15 protein-coding genes are annotated in these 18732 nt (G+C 38.7%); 13 read left to right on the top strand and 2 right to left on the bottom strand.

Annotated features, from left to right (window positions below):
* The 6 genes from BLP58_RS07530 to BLP58_RS07500 form a co-directional block, all read left to right on the top strand.
* The coding region (locus BLP58_RS07530) for an RNA-guided endonuclease InsQ/TnpB family protein (RefSeq protein ID WP_143000332.1) at nt 1-1200 on the top strand (1200 nt) is incomplete at its 5' end.
* A 594-nt stretch (nt 1201-1794) separates the two neighbouring features.
* A complete protein-coding gene (locus tag BLP58_RS07520) occupies nt 1795-2781 on the top strand; it encodes a ribose-phosphate diphosphokinase (RefSeq protein WP_013855135.1) in 987 nt (328 codons plus the stop codon).
* A 147-nt stretch (nt 2782-2928) separates the two neighbouring features.
* Nucleotides 2929-3612, top strand: a complete 684-nt coding sequence (locus BLP58_RS07515; protein WP_013855136.1) for a TetR/AcrR family transcriptional regulator — start codon at nt 2929-2931, stop codon at nt 3610-3612.
* A gap of 12 nt (nt 3613-3624) precedes the next feature.
* Complete coding sequence (locus BLP58_RS07510; RefSeq protein ID WP_013855137.1) at nt 3625-4449, top strand: hypothetical protein; 825 nt, start codon at nt 3625-3627, stop codon at nt 4447-4449.
* Between the two features lie 155 nt (nt 4450-4604).
* Complete coding sequence (locus BLP58_RS07505; RefSeq protein WP_013855138.1) at nt 4605-6092, top strand: ABC transporter substrate-binding protein/permease; 1488 nt, start codon at nt 4605-4607, stop codon at nt 6090-6092.
* On the top strand, nt 6085-6822 hold the full coding sequence (locus tag BLP58_RS07500) for an amino acid ABC transporter ATP-binding protein (RefSeq protein WP_013855139.1): 738 nt from the start codon (nt 6085-6087) through the stop codon (nt 6820-6822). The genes BLP58_RS07505 and BLP58_RS07500 overlap by 8 nt, the downstream gene beginning before the upstream one ends.
* Nucleotides 6823-6855: 33 nt before the next feature.
* Here BLP58_RS07500 and BLP58_RS07495 read toward each other — a convergent pair whose 3' ends face one another.
* Entirely contained in the window at nt 6856-8076 is a 1221-nt protein-coding gene (locus tag BLP58_RS07495; protein WP_013855140.1) for a CAP domain-containing protein, read from the bottom strand.
* Nucleotides 8077-8227: 151 nt separating this feature from the next.
* Between BLP58_RS07495 and BLP58_RS07490 the strand changes: the two genes are divergently transcribed.
* The 6 genes from BLP58_RS07490 (at nt 8228) to BLP58_RS07465 (ending at nt 14329) form a co-directional block, all read left to right on the top strand.
* A complete protein-coding gene (locus BLP58_RS07490) occupies nt 8228-9310 on the top strand; it encodes a D-alanine--D-alanine ligase family protein (RefSeq protein WP_013855141.1) in 1083 nt (360 codons plus the stop codon).
* 27 nt (nt 9311-9337) lie between these two features.
* Nucleotides 9338-10075: a MerR family transcriptional regulator gene (locus BLP58_RS07485; RefSeq protein ID WP_013855142.1), complete on the top strand. Its 738-nt coding sequence runs from the start codon at nt 9338-9340 to the stop codon at nt 10073-10075.
* Between the two features lie 95 nt (nt 10076-10170).
* Nucleotides 10171-11304: a YibE/F family protein gene (locus tag BLP58_RS07480; protein ID WP_013855143.1), complete on the top strand. Its 1134-nt coding sequence runs from the start codon at nt 10171-10173 to the stop codon at nt 11302-11304.
* A complete protein-coding gene (locus tag BLP58_RS07475) occupies nt 11301-12086 on the top strand; it encodes a YibE/F family protein (protein ID WP_013855144.1) in 786 nt (261 codons plus the stop codon). Before BLP58_RS07480 ends, BLP58_RS07475 begins: the two co-directional genes overlap by 4 nt.
* Nucleotides 12058-12879, top strand: coding sequence for an alpha/beta hydrolase (locus tag BLP58_RS07470; RefSeq protein WP_013855145.1), 822 nt, complete (start codon nt 12058-12060; stop codon nt 12877-12879). The genes BLP58_RS07475 and BLP58_RS07470 overlap by 29 nt, the downstream gene beginning before the upstream one ends.
* 166 nt (nt 12880-13045) lie before the next feature.
* Nucleotides 13046-14329 carry an ATP-binding protein gene (locus BLP58_RS07465; protein WP_081780107.1) on the top strand — a complete coding sequence of 428 codons (1284 nt, stop codon included), beginning with the start codon at nt 13046-13048 and terminating at the stop codon, nt 14327-14329.
* A gap of 41 nt (nt 14330-14370) precedes the next feature.
* Here BLP58_RS07465 and BLP58_RS07460 read toward each other — a convergent pair whose 3' ends face one another.
* A complete protein-coding gene (locus BLP58_RS07460; protein WP_013855147.1) occupies nt 14371-17391 on the bottom strand; it encodes a glycoside hydrolase family 31 family protein in 3021 nt (1006 codons plus the stop codon).
* A gap of 157 nt (nt 17392-17548) precedes the next feature.
* Here BLP58_RS07460 and nagA point away from each other — a divergent pair, with 157 nt between their 5' ends.
* Entirely contained in the window at nt 17549-18703 is a 1155-nt protein-coding gene (gene nagA, locus BLP58_RS07455; RefSeq protein WP_013855148.1) for an N-acetylglucosamine-6-phosphate deacetylase, read from the top strand.
* Nucleotides 18704-18732: the final 29 nt, after the last annotated feature.

Below are 18732 nucleotides of genomic sequence, written 5' to 3'. Positions count from 1 at the left end.
CGCAATCGGAGCAGCTATCATGCCAAATGCTATTTTCTCGTAAAACAAAGCAAGGCAATGCCATTTGCTTTTTCTATTCTCAATCGCTATGAAACAAAGCTGGCAGAAACAGTAGTCGCTAATAATGAGCTATTGGCTAAGCCTAAGAATATTCGCGATGCTTATAGTTTCTTACGCATCAAAGAAATTGACAGTCTGGCGCTGGCCAATGCCATTCAGAACTATCATAAGGCTTGGAATAACTATCGCAAAATCGGGTATGGAATCCCGACTTTCCACAAGAAACGCAGTGATTGGGCTTATCAGACCAACTGTCAATACATTAAGCAGGATGAAGCTTATCTAAATAATGGGACAGCTAAATTTATTGACGCTAAGCACGTTAAATTGCCTAAGCTGGGTGTTGTCCGCATTGCTGGCTTGAGAAAGCTAATTAAAGAGCGTTTGTTTAAGCACATTCCAACTAGAATCGGAACAGTGACGCTTAAAAAGACCGCTGAAGATCAATTCTATTTGTCAATGCAGTCAGGCAGCGATTTAGCTTTTGTTAAAGAGCTGCCCAAAACACAGAATCAAATCGGCATTGATCTTAATTTAGACAACTTCTTGACCAATTCTAATGGTGCCATGGTCGCTAATCCGCACTTCTACCGCCAAGCTGAAAAGAAGCTCGCCCACGCCCAACGAGTACTCTCTCGCAGACAAAGACGGGCTAAGAAAGCAAGGCGCAATTTGCGGACGGCAAAGAACTATCAAAAGCAGCGCCTAATAGTCGCTAAACTGCACGACAGGATTCGCAGACAGCGTGAAGACTTCTTGCAGGTCCTCTCAACTGCATTAATCAAAAACCACGATTTAGTAGTTGCCGAGGAGCTAAGAAGCAAGAACCTGTTAAAGAATCATGCCTTGTCCCAAGCGATCTCTGATGTTGGCTGGCGCAAGTTTCTTAACATGCTTGCCTATAAAGGCAGGCTATACGGTAAAGAGTTCATTACTATTGACCCTAAGTACACGACTCAACGCTGTCATGCTTGTGGCACAATCATGGGACATAATGGCTATAAGAAATTAAAACTAAAAGACCGTGAATGGACATGTCCAATTTGTCATACTTACCATATTCGTGATTGGAATGCGGCGGTAAACATCCTTCAAAAAGGATTAGGCAGTTGGCAGAATCCTAAAAAACAAGCCACTTAAAAAGGTTGGAAGTCCGTTAGCAACTCGTGGACTAAAAAGGCTTTGGTAATTAGGCGACCTCTATCACTAATAGTCATAAGAATATTAGTGATAAGCCCAGCCCGTATCTAAGCAAGTTGGTGTTCTGGTTAGCGCAAGCTAACGAGCCACCAAGCCCCAGAATTTATTCTGGGGTAGTTGACTTGAACAATTTGGTACAGGAATTCAAAGAATTCGTGCAGCGTATGCTGAAAGTAAAATTCAGCCCCAGTTTTTAATTTTTGAAAATTCAATCAAGATTGTTTTACCGGTAATTAAAAAAGAACTTCAGGGTGTTTCACCAGATGCTAGTGAAATCTATACAGTGCTACAGACTGGATCATTATCAAGCTCTAATATTAGTAAACAGACTGATTTTAGTAAAAACAAAGTTCTAAAGTTACTTGATGAACTAATTCAACTAGGTTATGTTGTCAAAGTTGGTAATGGACGTGGAACCAAATATCAACAATCAAAATAGAATTTCTTGAATAAAGAAGCATCTCTTTTATTTATAAGAGGTGTTTTTTCGTATATAATGAATTTGTATATGATTTTTGCTCAAGAGAGGTAGCTATGGATAAAGAAGAGCTTCATAAGTTATTACATCCAATGAAGGTAATTGGGTTAGGCGGTAACCCAGCATTAAATGAAAAAATTGCTTCAATTTTGCACCAACCATTAATTGAAACTGCAGTCCATCACTTCAGCGATGGCGAAATTCAAGTTAATATTGGTGAAAGTGTCAGAGGTTGCGATGTTTTCGTTATTCAATCTATTCAAGATCCAGTTAACGAAAACTTCATGGAACTAGAAATCGTTTTAGATGCACTTCACCGTGCTTCTGCTCATGCTATTAATGTGGTTGTGCCATACTTAGCATATTCACGTTCAGACACTAAGACTGGTTCACGTGAACCAATCACTGCTAAGCTAGTTGCTAACTTACTTCAATTAACTGGCATGGATCGTTTAATTACAGTTGACTTGCATGCTTCACAAATTCAAGGCTTCTACAACATTCCTGTAGATCACTTGCACGCAATCCCACTTTTAGGTCAATACTTCTTAGATAATGGTATTGCTACTAAGGAAGACGATGATATCGTAGTTGTTTCACCTGACCACTCAGGTGCCAAGCTTGCTCGTAACTTTGGTCAATACTTCAATGCTACAATTGCTATTGTTGACCAAAGAGGGGCACGCTATGATACAGAAGTTCATGATATGATCGGGGATGTTAAGGATAAGAAGTGTATCATTGTTGATGATTTAATTGATACTGGTTCACGTATTTCATCTTCAACTAAGTCAGTGATGGCAGCAGGTGCTAAAAAGGTTTACGTTGCTGCAACTCATGCACTTCTTTCTAAGAATGCAACTGAAGTATTGAATGAATTGCCAATTGAACAAATTGTGGTAACTGATACTATTAAGCATAACCGTTACCCAGACAGAATGGTTCGTATTTCTGTTGATCAACTTTTGGCTCGCGGGATCGATTACGTTTACAATGATCGTTCAATTCACCAAATCTTTGACGAACAAAATCGTTTAAAGTAAAATCTATCTAACAGTTGATATATGATAATCCTCATTAAATTGAGGATTATTTTTTGTTAATGAATCATAAAACTATGTATAAATAGCAATGATTGATATAATTGACATGTATTGTATAGAAAGACAAAGAAAGTTAGAGGAATAACAATGGCACGACGGAAAAACATGAAGAGACGAAGAGTTATTCTGGGCAATACTTTTCATCTGATTAGAGAGAATGGAATGGATAATGTTTCTTTGCAAATGATTGCGGAAAAATCAGGCATTTCAAAGTCGCTTCTACAATCATACTATCCGCATAAAGCCAAATTGACTAATGACATTATCCGTAATCTTTTTAATACTTTAGGTCAACAAGTCAATAATTATGACATGGCTAACAGCAATGTCCCTTATGCTAGAACGAAGGCATTTATTTACACGATTGCGATTTTGGGGATGCATGATGAAGGGCTAGATCGAATTATTTCTGAAGCCTTTGTCAGCAATGCAACTCTAGATAATTGGGATATAATGCTTAATGATTGGATTAAAGAAAATCATTTGTTTGATGGCATTGATATTGACGAAAATGAGTTGGAAATTGGGATTGCCTTTGTTACAAGTGGTATTGGTCGTTTGTACCACGATCGTAAGAAGCATCATTTATCAGCAGAAGCCTTGGCGGATTATGCCACAAGTGCACTGATGTTTAGTTTCTTGCATTGTTCTTCAGATGAGATCGATCAAGCTTTGAAGGAAGGACATGAAATTATCGAATCAGCTGATATGGAAGTCGTTCACCGTGCAATTGATACGATGTTCGATGAAGGAAAAGAAATTTTCAGCTAAAGGGGAATCGTCATGGTGGAAGGCAGAAGAGCCGATTTGCGCCGAATGGGATCCGAACAGAATGCTCAGTATAAACGGATACTGGCATTTGTGATCTTTTTGACAGCAGCCTTGAGTTTGATTACAGCCACTTTTTTGAATCCGCATTTTATGAAGGGACAGATTCGAACAAGTTACAATCGAGCCGTAATCGTCCGTCAAGTGAATAAAAATTTTGATAATTTAGCCGATCTGGTTAATGCGCGCAGCGAGGATAATGCTAATCTGCTGGCAGAAGCGCAAACGGAACCGATTGCCGACCGAATGATTGATTATGCGCTGGGGATTCACTGGTTTAAAGTTAGCAATTTAAGTTTGGCTCAGCAGATTTTAAATGACATTGATCAAGGTATTGATAAGGGCTCGTCAACGGGCGCGCAGATTATCAATCGCAAATTGAAAAAGCAAGGCAGTAGCGCACCATATGCAATTATTAAAGCTTTTAACTTAAATGTGGTTACATTAGGTGCCAATATTGCTGGTTTGTTGCTGATGGTGAATATTATTATTGTCATCGTAACGATTATTTCGTTGTTCTCATTGATTAATGACATGCGTTCCAAAACAAACTTGCGTCTGCTGATTCACGATATTGCAGCAGCGGGGATGTGGGCTGGCTTTTGGCTAATTTTAATTTCTGGATTATTGGCCCTGGTTCCAGTGATTTTCGACGTAGATAATGTTGAATTTGGCTTTTTGCTAGAAATTAGCAGCAGCGTCTTCTTAGAATATGTAATTGCTGGTGTAATTATCTATATAATTTGTGCGATTCCATGGCAAGCTACATCAGCTAAATAAGAAAAAGTGAGTAGAGAAATTCTTTACTCACTATTTTTATAGCTTGCATAAATTGAATTCATTCTTTATAATTAAAAATAATTAATAAAAATTTAATAATTAAAAATAATTAATAAAAATTTAGACACATTTAACGAAAGAGTTAGGCGAACTTTATGAAAAAAGCAAAGATTATCAATCTATTTCTTGCTTTTATGACACTAATTTCAACTCTTTTTTTGTTTAATCAACCAGTTAAGGCCGCTTCTACTAAGAAAGTAGCAGACGGCACAGTGATGAAAAAGATTAAGCAATCGAAAGAGTTAGTGGTGGGGACATCAGCCGATTATCCTCCACTTGAATTTACTACTAGTGTTAATGGCAAGACCAAGTATGTCGGAGTAGATATTGAATTGGCTAAGGATATTGCCAAAGACCTGCATGCTAAGCTAGTTATTAAAAACATGAGCTTTGACTCGCTTTTAGTCGCTCTTGAAACGGGAAAAGTTGATATGGTTATCTCTGCGATGACGCCTAATCCTGAAAGAAAAAAGAGCGTAGATTTCTCTAGAATTTACTATAAGCCAAGTGGCGAATACTTCTTAATTAATAAGCGTGATCAAACCAAATATAAAAAAGGCAAGGATTTTGCTGGACAGACAGTTGGTGCTCAAACTGGTAGTATTCAATACCAATTGATCCAATCCCAAATGAAGAAGTCCAAAGTTAAGGGCTTAGGCAAGATCAACAACCTAGTTTTAGCCTTAAAGTCTGGCAAGATGTCTGGCGTGGTTATGGAAGAACTGACAGCGAAGTCTTATGCGCAAAACGATAATAGTTTAATGGCAGTTAGAAGCGATTTGCGTGAAGCACAAGCAGGTAACGCTGTTGCCATCGCTAAGGGACAACCTGATTTAGTTAAGGCAGTGAATAAAACCGTTAACCGGGTTGAAAAGCAAAATCTGATTAACAAAAAGTATTTACCAGAAGCTGCTAAATATATGAAGACGGCTCAAAAGACTAACACGATGGCCAAATATGCGCCATATTTTGTTAAAGGCGTCGGTTATACTATTGTCATTACCGTCTTTTCGGTTTTGATCGGTATTATATTAGGAATGCTCTTAGCACTAATGCGTTTGTCCAATAACAAGCTTTTGCATTGGATTGCAGTTTGCTACATTGAGTTTATTCGTGGTACGCCGCAAATGGTACAAATTTTATTCGTCTACTTCGGGGTTGGTGTTTTAATTTCTAATTTATCAGCTTTGGTAGCCGGAATTATTGCGATTGGGCTCAATTCCGGTGCCTATGTGGCTGAAGATATTCGTTCCGGGATTGCATCTGTGGCTAAAGGACAAACTGAGGCCGCAAGATCATTAGGATTAAGTCAGGCAAAGGCTTACCGTTATGTTATTATTCCCCAGGCTTTAAAGAATATCTGGCCAGCTTTGGACAATGAATTTATTACTTTATTAAAGGATAGTTCATTGGTCTCAGTAATTGGGGTAACTGAATTGATGTACCAAACCGAATTGATTCAGACATCAACTTATCGTGGCGTATTGCCATTATTCATTGCCATGATTATTTACTTCATTATGACCTTTACTTTAACTAGATTGCTTAATTACTTGGAAAGACGGATGAAACATAATGACTAATATGCTTGATATTCAACATTTAAAAAAGACTTTTGGCGAAAATGAAGTCCTAAAAGATATTTCAGCTTCAGTAGAAAAGGGCCAAGTAATTTGTATCATTGGTCCATCAGGATCAGGCAAGAGTACATTTTTGCGTTGCCTCAACGTATTGGAGCATCCTACTGCTGGAAAGATAATGTTCGATGGTACGGATCTAGCTAGTCTAAAGGACGGCAAAGAACTGGATCAATTACGTGAGAAAATGGGCATGGTGTTTCAAAGCTTCAACCTTTTTCCTAATATGAACGTCATTGAAAATATTAAGTTAGCACCTATGAAGGTTAAAGGAATTAGTGATCAGGAAGCCGAGCAAAAGGGCTTGGCTTTGCTTGAAAAAGTAGGGTTAGCTGATCGTGCGCAACAGTTTCCGGCCAGCTTGTCTGGTGGACAGCAGCAACGGGTAGCGATTGCTCGTGCTTTAGCCATGGATCCAGAAGTTATGCTTTTTGATGAACCGACTAGTGCTTTAGACCCGGAAATGGTCGGTGAAGTTCTGAAAACGATGCAGGATCTAGCAGATTCCGGAATGACAATGGTCATTGTTACTCATGAAATGGGTTTTGCACGAGAAGTAGCTGATGAAATTTGGTTCATGGCAGATGGCTACTTACAAGAAAAAGGCACGCCGGAAGAAGTCTTTGAACATCCAACTAGTCCTAGAGCAAAGGACTTTTTATCAAAAGTTTTATAAAATAAAAGCCAAGTGTTTGCTTGGCTTTTTTCGTTAGATTTTTTTCTTAATTCGCACGGTTTTGTGGAAATAATTTTGATTCCAACCCTTCTTAGTTAGTGTATGCAGTAAATCGTTTGTCTCGTTGGGGATAATAATTGTTTCCGAGGCGATAGTTGCCTGCAAGAGCTTATTTTGTAACACGAATGGTGATTGAACTGCCGTCTGACTGCTCATAGAAGCATTAGTATTGGTCTGGGGCTTAATATATTGGGTTGTGTCGGTAGTACCGTCTTGTTTGAAAACCTTGAAGCGATATTTATAAACGCCCTTAATATTGATCTCGTATTCATGACCAGCAACAATGTTGGTATTGCCTGGTGAGTAGGTAATAATCGTTTTAAAATGGCCATAGCCACTTGAACTGTAATTTTTAACTCGCGTGCCGTTAGTAGTAATGCCAGTATCTAGGTCTTTAATTGTAATAACCGGAATTGAGTTATAGCTCTGATCGGATAAATAAAGAGACCATAAGACATTTTTTCCTTTAGCTAGTTCTTCGGGGAAAAGTCGTACGCTCGGATAAGCAACAATTGGCTGACTGGCGGCGCGGAACATGTCATTACCGTTCAAAACTTTTTGGACAGAGTAACGGTAACCATTCTTGCCATATGCAGCTCCGATACCAGTGGTTGATAATCTGCTAGAGAGCAACCAGGCGCGGTGACCAGTGTCTGAACCAGTTAAATTATAATGATCTGTTACTAGGTCGGTGATTACATCGCCAGCTGACTGATGAGAGACGTTAAAGTTTAGGTTAGAAGTCTCCGTTGTGTATTTAGCCAATTTCCAAGTTGACTTAGAAATAAAAGATGGTTTTACTTCATTAGGCAAGCCATGCTGATTAACAAATGGATTGGCGTTAATCGCGGCCATTACAGCTGCTGTTTTTTGCGCATTAACGTTAGAAGTCTTAGTTGTATTGACACTGGTTAAACCAAATAAAGAACGATAATAATTAATATAATCAACTTGCGTCCGAATGTAGGCAGGTTTTAATACTCCGGCCTTGAATTTCTTTTTTAAATGCGGCTTTTTAGCATAAATATTAGCTTCTGTGTAACGTTTATGACTGAGATTAGCGTATTTTTTTTGAAATTGATGGATCTCATTGACTTCTTGCGTACTAAAATTAGCTGCTTGAGCATTCTGTCCTATCAAAGGCATTAATAAAAGAAATGCGGCAGCAGTGATTGAAAATTTCCGTAGAAGCATTTTAAACTCCCTTCTAGGGTTTCTTAGTCTATTTAATTAATTATAAACCATTGTGAAAAGGCTTTAGTAAAAAATATTCTACTATTTTAAGTTTCTCTGGTATTCTTTGTGTATAATAAAGGTTTAGAACATTTAAAAGAGGTAAAAAACAATGACTAAAAAAACACAAGTTGGATTAATTTTTGGTGGCAATTCATCAGAATATGAAGTATCAATCGTTTCGGGTCGTAACATTTATAAGGCAATCGATAAGGATAAGTTCGATGTGCACCCAATTTGGATTACCAATGAGGGCTACTTCGCTGATGAAAAGGAAAGCTTCAAGGTTTTAGAAGATCCTGCTTACCAAGTTAAAAACCCACATAAGGTTAATAATATTTCTAACTTAATTGAATTGACGAACTTACCAGAGATTGATGTCTTCTTCCCAATCGTGCACGGCAACTTAGGTGAAGATGGCGTTTTGCAAGGTTTATTCCGGTTGATGAATAAGCCATTTGTCGGTGATGATGTCTTAGCTGCGGCCGTAACCATGGATAAGGAATTCACCAAAATTCTGGCTCAAAGAGTCGGTGTTCCAGTTGCTGATTGGATTTCAATTAAACGCTTTGAATATAACGACAAGAATAATGATAAACTTAATTACGAGAAAGTTGCTGAAAAACTGGGTCGCGATATGTTCGTTAAGCCATCCAACCAGGGTTCTTCAGTTGGTGTAAACCATGTCACTAGTGCTGCTGAATATGCAGCAGCTTTAAAAGAAGCATTCAAGTATGACGACAAGGTTTTAGTTGAAGAAACCGTACCAGGTACTGAAGTAGAAACCGCGGTTCTCGGCAATGACAAGCCAATTGTAGCAGGCGTAGGTCAAATCACCAATGCCAAAGGCTCATTCTACACTTATGAAAATAAGTACGCTGACAACTCAACTTCTAAATTGCAAATTCCAGCTGATTTGCCACAAGAAATTATTGACACTGTTAGAACTAACGCTCGTAAGGTTTACGAGGTAACTGAATGCAGCGGCATGGCTAGAATCGATTCTATGCTTACCCCAGGTGGCAAGGTGGTCTTGACTGAGGTTAATGCTTTACCTGGCTTTACCAACATTAGTATGTATCCTAAGTTGTTTGAAGAAGCTGGTATTAAGTACAGCGATTTGATTACCCGCTTGATTGAAGCAGGAATGGAACGCTTTGACCATAAGAAGACTTTGCTTCATAAGCATGATTAATGCCAAAAATTATCGAGGTAGATTTTAATGACGACTAACAAGCATGATTTTGAAGAACTGGCTGCTCCTAAGGCAGCTGCTAAAGAATTAGGGATTAGTGTAGCTACATTAAGAAAATATTCCTTAATCGTGGAAAGGGTGACGGGTAAAGCAGATTATTTTGCCCGTACTAAGCAAAAGGCGCGTTTATATCATCAAAAAGATATTGACGATCTAAAGGCTTTTCACCGCTTATCTAAAAATAGTGGCTTAACTTTACAAGAAGCTGCTCGTCAAATTTATGCAGTTAGTGAAAAAGATGAAACTCCAGTAGCTAAAACAAAAACTGAGTATACGCCGCAAGATGTGATGGATACTCAGCAGGTGGTTAAATTGCTGAATACTCTGCAAAAGACAATTTCTAATCAGAATGAGGCGATTAGTTCCTTGCAAAAGCAGCTTAATGTCATTCAAAAGCAAAATGAAGATTTGATCAAAGCACAAAAGCAATTGGCAGCTCCTAAGGATAATACCGACAAGATAGAAGCTTTGCCTGATATTTCAGGAATTGTGCTTGATGATAAAAAGCCTAAGGATCCTGAAGAAAAGTGTGAAGAAGTAAAAGAGGACATGCATAAAAGCCAAGCAGAAATGCATGATGAAATTATTTCTAAAGCGAAGGAAAATGCCAAAAAGCGTGCTACTGCTAATGTTCACCGAACTTTGGAAGATATGCAACTGCCAGAACAGAAGGAACACTGGTGGCAAAGAATCTTTAAGTTTTAAACAAAAACCTTAAGAATTGGAAGACAACCTAACATTAGGTTGCCTTTTGTTTTAGAGTAAATACTATAACGATACATAATAGGAAGTTGTGAAAAATGAAGTTTAAATGGAAGAAGCGCTATACGGCGGCACTGATCGTCGCGCTTATCGGAGCAATCTTCACGATTTTGGCATATTTTGCGACGGATATTTATCAAAAAGATGACGTGGCAATTATCACCGATGCCAACATTAAAGATACGCTCGTCGAGAAAAACGAAGACGTTTATAAGAACCAGGATCAAACGCGTAAGCAGATCCTGCATTTGAAGGTTTTATCGGGTAAACACAAGGGTAAAACTTTTACGACGAAAAATATCTATTACCCTTCCCAGCTTACGACACAGAAATATCGCGCGCATCAGCGGATTTTCGTCAATATTAAAGAAGGCGATCCAGCGATCGTAAATCCAAAGCGTGACTGGGTCTTAGTCCTGGTTGTGACGATTACGATTGCATTGATGGTCGCCATTTCAGGTAAGCATGCAATTTTACTAGTAAGTTCGATGGCCCTCAGTTGGTTGATCTTTTACTTGATTATTATCTGGGATGTGCACTTGAATGGGTCACATATTATTTTGCTATTTAGTCTGGCCAATATTATTTTCTCATTCTTTAGCTTGCTAATCGTGCAGGGCCTTAATAAAAAGATGCTGGCTACTTGGCTAGCCACCTTATTGGGTGTGTTTGTCTCATTTGCACTGTGTTACGTGATCATGAAATTAACCGGTGAATCTGAGATGAAATATGAGACGGGTGATTATGCAACCCAAGACCCAAGAGGATTATTTTTGGCGCAAACCTTAATCGGAATCTTAGGTGCGGTCATGGATGAAGCTACCGATATTATTTCTAGTTTGTACGAATTAATCCAAACTAAGAAAGACATTACGATGAAGCAGCTAATTAAGAGTGGTCGAACCATGGGCCAAGAAATCATGGGGCCGCTGATCAACGTTTTGGTTCTAATTTTCATCGCTGGAGCTTTGCCTGAAACAATTCTATATTTGCGGGATAACAACACCCTGGGGTCAACCTTTGGCTTCACCTTGTCGCTAGGAGCTACACAGAGCGTAATTTCCGCAATTGGGATTGTCTTAACTGTAATCTTTGCTACGGGATGCAGTCTGCTCTTTATTAAAGATAGAGATTGGAAGAGCTTGTTTAAGAAAGAGGGTGAGAATAAATGAGTACCTTAACTGCTTTAATTATTATCTTGGCGATCTTGATGACGATCGTTGGCGGTGAGACGGGAATCCGTAGTTTCTTTAGTGTAATTATTAACACCCTGTTGCTAATTTTAGTAGCAATGTTGATCTCATGGGGCTTGAACATTGCAATTTTGACCTTGATTTTTATTCCACTAAAATTAGTAACTATCATTTTCTTAGGCACGCATGATTATACAGTTGCTAAAAACTCATTCTATTCTGCCTTCTTGGTGTGCTTGATTACTAGTTTATTTATTCTAGGTTGCCAATATTTGGCGCAAGCTGCCGGTTTGGGGCCAGAAGCAGGAGAAATTCTGGTTGGTTTATCACAGATGCCAGGATTGAGTTATCCAATGATCGCTGTTACTGTTGCGATTTTCTCAACGCTAGGTGCGATTGCGGAAGCCGCGGTAGCGATGAGCTCAGGTCTGTTAGAAATTAAGAAGCACAATCCGGATATCAGCGAAGAAGACTTGATGGGTAGTGGTACTAAGATCGGCAACGACGTCTTGGGGACCGCCATGAACACTATTTTATTTGGGATGTTTGGTAGCTTCCTATCATTATTCTTATGGTATTTCCGTTTGCATTACACAATTGGTGAAGTTCTTAATGAGAAGCTTTTTGTTAACGAAGCCTTGATTATCATGTATTCTTTAATTGGAGTTATATTAACAGTACCGCTGTCATCATTTATGTTGTCTAGAGGGATGAGCAAGAAGAGGTTAAAATATGGAAACAAAAAATCTAACGCTGACTAATTTTAATAATCGTGAATATCAAGTACATACTTATATGCTGGAACCGAATCCAGAACTAGTAGAGCAAAAGCGACCTTTGGCAGTTGTTGTCCCTGGTGGCAGCTTCGATCATTTGCCTAAAAGAGAAGGCGAACCAGTTGCTTTGGCTTTTAATAATCAAGGCTTTAACAGTGTGATAGTCGATTACAATTTAGTTAGCGATCCAGGCAAGATTTATCCTGATGCAGGGTTAGATGTTTTAACCACTATCAAGTACTTTAGAGAGCATGCGGCGGAATATCATTTGGATGTTGATAAGGTTTTAACGATCGGTTTTTCGGCAGGCGGTCATGTGGTTAGTGTAGCTAATAATATGGCGCTGAATGGTGATTATCAAAATAAATATGGCTTTACTAAAGAAGAAGTTATGCCGAATAAAACGATTTTAGGTTATCCATTGATCAATATTGCTAAAATTGGTTTTCCAATTCCGGATGATGAAAAGGATAAGATGCCGGAAGAGGCAGATTTATTAGATAGTGCGGTTGGTGTTACACGTGAAACACCGGACACATTTGTTTTTCAAGCATGGGATGATCCGGTTGTTTTGATTGATAATTCGATCGAATATATTACAGCATTGAATAAAAATAAGGTGAAAACTGAGGTTCACTTGTTTAATCATGGCTATCACGGTTTCTCTTTGGCTAGACATAATGTGCAAACCAAGGGATGCGAGTGGCAGGAAAATCCACATGTCGCTCATTGGTTTAATTTAGCGATGGAATGGCTGAAGAGCGAGTGGGGCGAATAGGCTCACAAATACAGTAAAAGAAATAAGATCTCTATTTTTCGATTGGGAAGAATAGAGATCTTTTTTGCTAATTTATTAAGTATAGTTAACAAAAATACTACTTTTCATTAACTATACTTAACGAAAACATGGTAATCTGTTAAGTATAGTTAATAAGGTGGCAAAAATGATAAATACAGATTTAATTAAAAGTGTAATTTACCTACAAAGAAGGATTATTAAAAAGCAAAAGATTATCCCACGAGATTATTTCTTTGAACCCAATGACAATTATGTGTTAGTAGGGATGCGGCGAGCTGGTAAAACGACAATTATGCATAAATTAGCTCGTGATTTGGTTGAAAAAGGTGCAGATTGGAATCAAATTATTTATGTTAATTTTGAAGATGAACGCTTAAACGAAATGAAGTTAAGCGATTTGGATACAATAGTCGCTGCGGCCAGTGAAATGACGGATAAACAACCATATTTCTTTTTTGATGAAATTCAAAATATTGATGGCTGGGAACGTTTTGCAAGAAGATTAGCCGATCAAGGTGAACGAGTTTACATTACTGGTAGCAATTCCAAGATGATGAGCTCAGAAATCATAAGTAGATTAGGTGGGCGATACATGATGAAGTATGTTACGCCCTATAACTTTACTGAATATCTGACTGCTAAAAATATCCAACACGATGAAGAAGCAATGCTGACAACGCAGATGCGAGCTAAAATAGTGCAAGGCTGTCAGTCTTATTTAGAAAATGGTGGCTTGCCAGATAGCTTAAACCAGATTGTACCGCGTAATTATTTGACTAATATCTATCAAAATATTTTCTTGGGAGATATTGTGACTAGGAATAGTGTTAGAAATGTTGAATCCTTAAGACTTTTAATCTCGAAGATCGCAGAGACTGTGATGCATGAGGTTAGTTATAGTCGTTTAGCTACTAGTGTTAAACAGACCCAAAATCCTATTAGTACGCAAATAGCGATTAAATATATTAATTATGCTAAAGAAGCATATTTATTATTTGATATAAAAAATTATGCTAGCAAGTTTGCTGAACGAGAATCTACCCCTAAATTTTATTTTTTGGATAATGGAATCTTAAACCTGTTTTTATTTCAAAAGGATCCCGTCTTATTGGAAAATATGGTGGCAATTACCTTATATAATAAATACAAAGAGGATATGTATTATCTTCACTCTGCAAAAAATAAAATTGATTTAGATTTCTATTTGCCCTCTGTTAAGACAGCCGTTCAAGTAGCATGGGAGTTAGACGATTTCTCAAAAGAAAGAGAAATTGCGGCATTGACGACCTTAGCTCAAAAAGATAAGAAAATTGATCATTTTGAGATAATTACCTGGAACCAAGAAGAAACTATTGAAGCTAATGAAATCCAAATACAAGTAAAGCCACTATATAAATTTTTGCTAGCTGCAGAAAAACACAATTATTAATCGCACTCAAAAAAGCCCTCAATTAAGAGAGCTTTTTTCATTTAGTCATTATTTTTCTTTTCTCTAAAGAAGATAACTTCCTTAGCAGCGACAAACGGACCAGATGATTTATAGACTTTCAGTTTAATTGCCTTAGCTTCGACATCTCTCAAGCCGACAACTTTATTCTTGCTGTCTGACTTCCAAGCAAGTCGTTCGCCGTATGGCTTGAAGTTAGTACCATCAGTTGAAGTCTCAACGCTAACTTCGACTGGATTGCCTTGATGATCAATTTTTCTTGGCACCCATACCATTCGACTTAGGTGCTCTAATTGATTGAACTTGAAGTTAAGTACTAATGGCTTGTCTTCGCTAACGCCATTAATCGTTTCCCATTCGCTAGCTAGCTTTAGGTCAGTCAAATATTCGATTGGATGATCTTTTTGGCTGATTAAACTGCTAGTAGCTTGAATATCGTCAATCGCGTAAGTCATCGGATCTGGTTTAGTAATAGCACCGAACGGGTCGGACCATTCAGAAACTTTGTTTTTAGCAACGTAGCGTAGACGTAGAGTGTAGCGCGTGTTTGGCACTAATTCGTGGAAAGTGAAGGAGTTGCCGTCAATTCCATCATGCAGAATACCATTGACTTCAATTTGAACTTGATCAGTTAATTGTGGCCAAACTACTGTCAGTGAATGTGAGCTAAGCTTATCAGGATCAACTGTTGGCTGCTTAGGTGAACGCAATAGCGAATCTGTAATGGCGTGGACTAAAGTCTCATTGCCATATCTAAAGTTGCGGATCGTAATTTCAATCTTAGAATCCGTGATATCACGCTTAGCCAATTTAATCTGCAAAGCCGTTTGTTTCTTTTCTTGGTATTGATCAAACTCTGGTATCCAGCTGTAATTGGTATTAAAGAAGAATCCTTCCTTAGCATGAGCAAAGGTATCAACTGTACCATATTCTTGCATATTGATTTCGTGATCGTTGACTTTAACAGTAATGCCGTCAGGATAACCATCACACATGATATTGAGGTTGGTCGTATTTTCTGTTTGGAAAGTGCTGAAGTCGCCTTGAGTTGGATCGATAGTAATGGTTAACTTGCTGGCTTCTAGATCACTGCTGATTTGCGTTGCTACATGATTTCTCGAATAATCATTATAGCCGTTGTCATCGTAGGTGACCATCTTGCTTCTGCCTTGTGGGTAGAGAACATAATTCCGATCGCCTAAGTCAAAGATTGACCCACCACGTACGAAGACCGGTAAGTGCCAAGATGGATAAGACTGTTTGTTATAAACGCGGCCACCTAAGTATTTTTGCCCATTGAACAAGTCGACCCACATTGTCCGATGATTTGGCAGATAGAGATTGTCCTTTCTCGAATTGCCATTGCCATCTTCACGACCATTAACGATTGGAGAAATTAATAAGTTAGGTCCCAACATAAATTCATGTCCAACTTGTGGCGTGTAGTTGATCTGCTCATGTGGAAATTCTAAGAATAGCGGCCGCATGATTGGCTCACCAACTTGAGCACGATAGATTAAGGTGTAGAGATAAGTCTGCAGCTGCTCACGCAATTTTAAGTAAGCGCGGTTAATCTTGGTCATCTTGCTGTTATAAGCAAATGGCGTTTTGCTAAAATCGCCTTGGTCGTCTAGGTTAAATAAAATTGGCGTAAATGCCTTCCACTCAAAATCACGAATGCTAATCTGCGCGTTGCCACCTCCGGCGGTTCCGTCAACGGCACTACCAACTAATGGCTGCCCTGATAAGCTCGCACCTAAAAAGCCTGCTACTTGAGTAGGGATGTTCTCCCAATTGCCACCAATATCACCGAAGGCTAGCATGGTTCGATACTGACTGCCAGCGATTCCTGTATTAGAAAAAATCAGTGGCCGCTTGCGTTTCAAATTATCGCGCAAGATTAGCGCGTCATCTTTTAAAATTTTGGGATCACTAGTATTAGTTTGAATAAAAGTAGTGTCAGGCGTGGCTTTAGGCGTTTCATGTTCGCTCCATAAACCAGCGTTCACGCCGTGACTAGCTGCATAATCGCTGAAGCTAGTCATTGCCTCCGCGTCAATATCTTGGACTTGATAATTAGGAATCATCCAGCTTAATTTGAAGTGCTGCTTTTCATAACGGTCTACCATTGCTCGTGCAGAGAATTGAAATTCTTCTTCGCCGTTAAGTGAAGCCTTGCCGTTAGAATGCTCAGGATTAGTGGTACGAGTATAGTAGTTGCCATCTTCAAACATAGTAGCATTGCGTTCTTTAGCTTCGCCAGGCTGCCACATCGTGGTTAAAAAGTTGCCAATATGGCCTAAGCCTAATGCATACTTAGGCGGCATTAGTGGTTTACCAGTCAGTGCAAAGTATTTAGTCAAAATATCTTTAGGTGAGTTGCCTAATAAGTAAAAGGTATCGAAAATAGCAGTATCATGTCTTAAAATAGTTGCTTCTTGACTAGTCTTGCCAAAATCATAAGTGCCACTAGCTTCGGTATTTCTTAATTCACCAAAACCGGAATTAGCCCAGAAAAATGGTATTTGGGTAAGGACGCCACCTTTACCAGTAATATGGTCACGCTTAATATTAATAATTTGACCTTTATGACTGAAATAGCCATTCTGCATCCCACCGCCAAAGTAAAATTCATTGGTGTGCTGTTTCAAGATTTCAGTAGTTTGTCCGCCACCTAATTCTAGCGGGCTTGATTGCATTACTCGGCTGCGATGCAGAGTTTCATCAAAGATATTCATCACAGCAGGTTTTTGTTGGAAAATAAGCTGATAATTGCCTGAACTGATGATTAAAGAATCGCTAGTTGCTTTAGGCTTGGATTTTTCGAAATAACTATTATTAAATTGCGATAGGTCAACGAAAGAAGAATGATTCTCGTCAAACTTCTTAGTCGGATCAAGAAAATAACGGAATATTCCTTCAGCTAAGATATAGAGACGAGCGATCTCCCCGGTGGAGTAATGAAGCTCATAATAATGATCACATTTATTAGCACCGATAAGTTGGCCTAATTGGTGTCTTTCTGTTTGCGTATTTTGTGTCATATTGCTTTCTTCCTAAATTAATTTGTTACCTTTATTATAACGAAAAAAAGAAAAAGTTTTTGTGCAAATGTAATAAAACTGGTATTGACCAATTTTATTAGATATAATAAAGATATTGAAAGCGATTATTATTAAAAAGTAAAGAGAGAAGATTCATATGGCTTATTACATTCATGCAGACAAGTTTTTCTTAGAAAATAGAACGGAAAATGGCGGCTACTTGGAAATTCAAGATGATGGCAAGTTTGGCTTCTTTTATCCAGAACAGGAAAAGCCGGCGGGCAAGATTGTTGATTACTCCGGTAAATGGGTGGCTCCGGGCTTAGTTGATACGCACATTCACGGTTCGCTTCGTGAAGATACAATGAAGAGCGACTGGGAAGGCATTAATAAGATTTCTAAGGGATTGCTTAGCGCAGGGGTAACTTCCTGGATGCCAACTACGATTACGGCTGCTAGCTCAACTTTGATCAGAATTTGTGAAATGTTTGCAAAGCACAAGGGTCAAGAAGAAGGAGCCAAGATTCAAGGGATTCACTTTGAAGGACCATTCTTTACCGAAGAGCATGCTGGTGCAGAAAATCCTAAGTATATGATGGATCCAGATATTGATGAGTTTAATAAATGGCTTAAAGCTTCTGATGGGATGCTGCGTAAGATTTCAATGGCGCCAGAAAGAAAGGGCTCTAAAGAATTTATTCGTGAAGCAGTTAAGGAAGGAGTCGTTGTAGCCTTAGGTCACTCAAGCGCTAGCTTTGAAGAAGCAGTGCGTGGCGTTGAAGCAGGGGCAACAATGTTCACCCATACTTATAACGGGATGCCTGATCCAAGTCACCACACCCCATCAATCTCTAATGCTGCCATGGCTTTGAATAATGTAACCGATGAATTGATCTGTGATGGTCACCACGTTCAGCCTTCAATGGCCAAGGCCTTGATTAATGCCGTTGGTCCAGAACATATTGCCTTGATTACTGACTGTATGGAAGCTGGCATGATGCCTGATGGCGACTACATGCTAGGTGAATTGCCAGTTTATGTAAAAGATGGAATGGCTCGCCTGAAGGATGGCGATAACTTAGCCGGCTCAATTTTGCAATTAAAGCAAGCAATTAAGAATGTAGTTGACTGGAACATCGTTACTCCGGAAAAGGCTGTGATGATGGCAAGTTACGTTCCTGCTAAGAGTGCTCATATTTTGGATCAATGTGGGACAATCGCACCAGATAAAGATGCTGATTTCTTAATTTTAAATCCAGATATGACTTTGAGCGAAACTTATTTGAACGGCAAATCTAGATATAAGGCTTAAGAATGGGGATACTTGCTAGTTGTTTGTGA

This window comes from Lactobacillus kefiranofaciens (assembly GCF_900103655.1).
Taxonomy (GTDB): domain Bacteria; phylum Bacillota; class Bacilli; order Lactobacillales; family Lactobacillaceae; genus Lactobacillus; species Lactobacillus kefiranofaciens.
The sequence above is the reverse complement of the archived record's forward strand: the minus strand, read 5'-3'. Positions and strand labels throughout refer to the sequence as shown.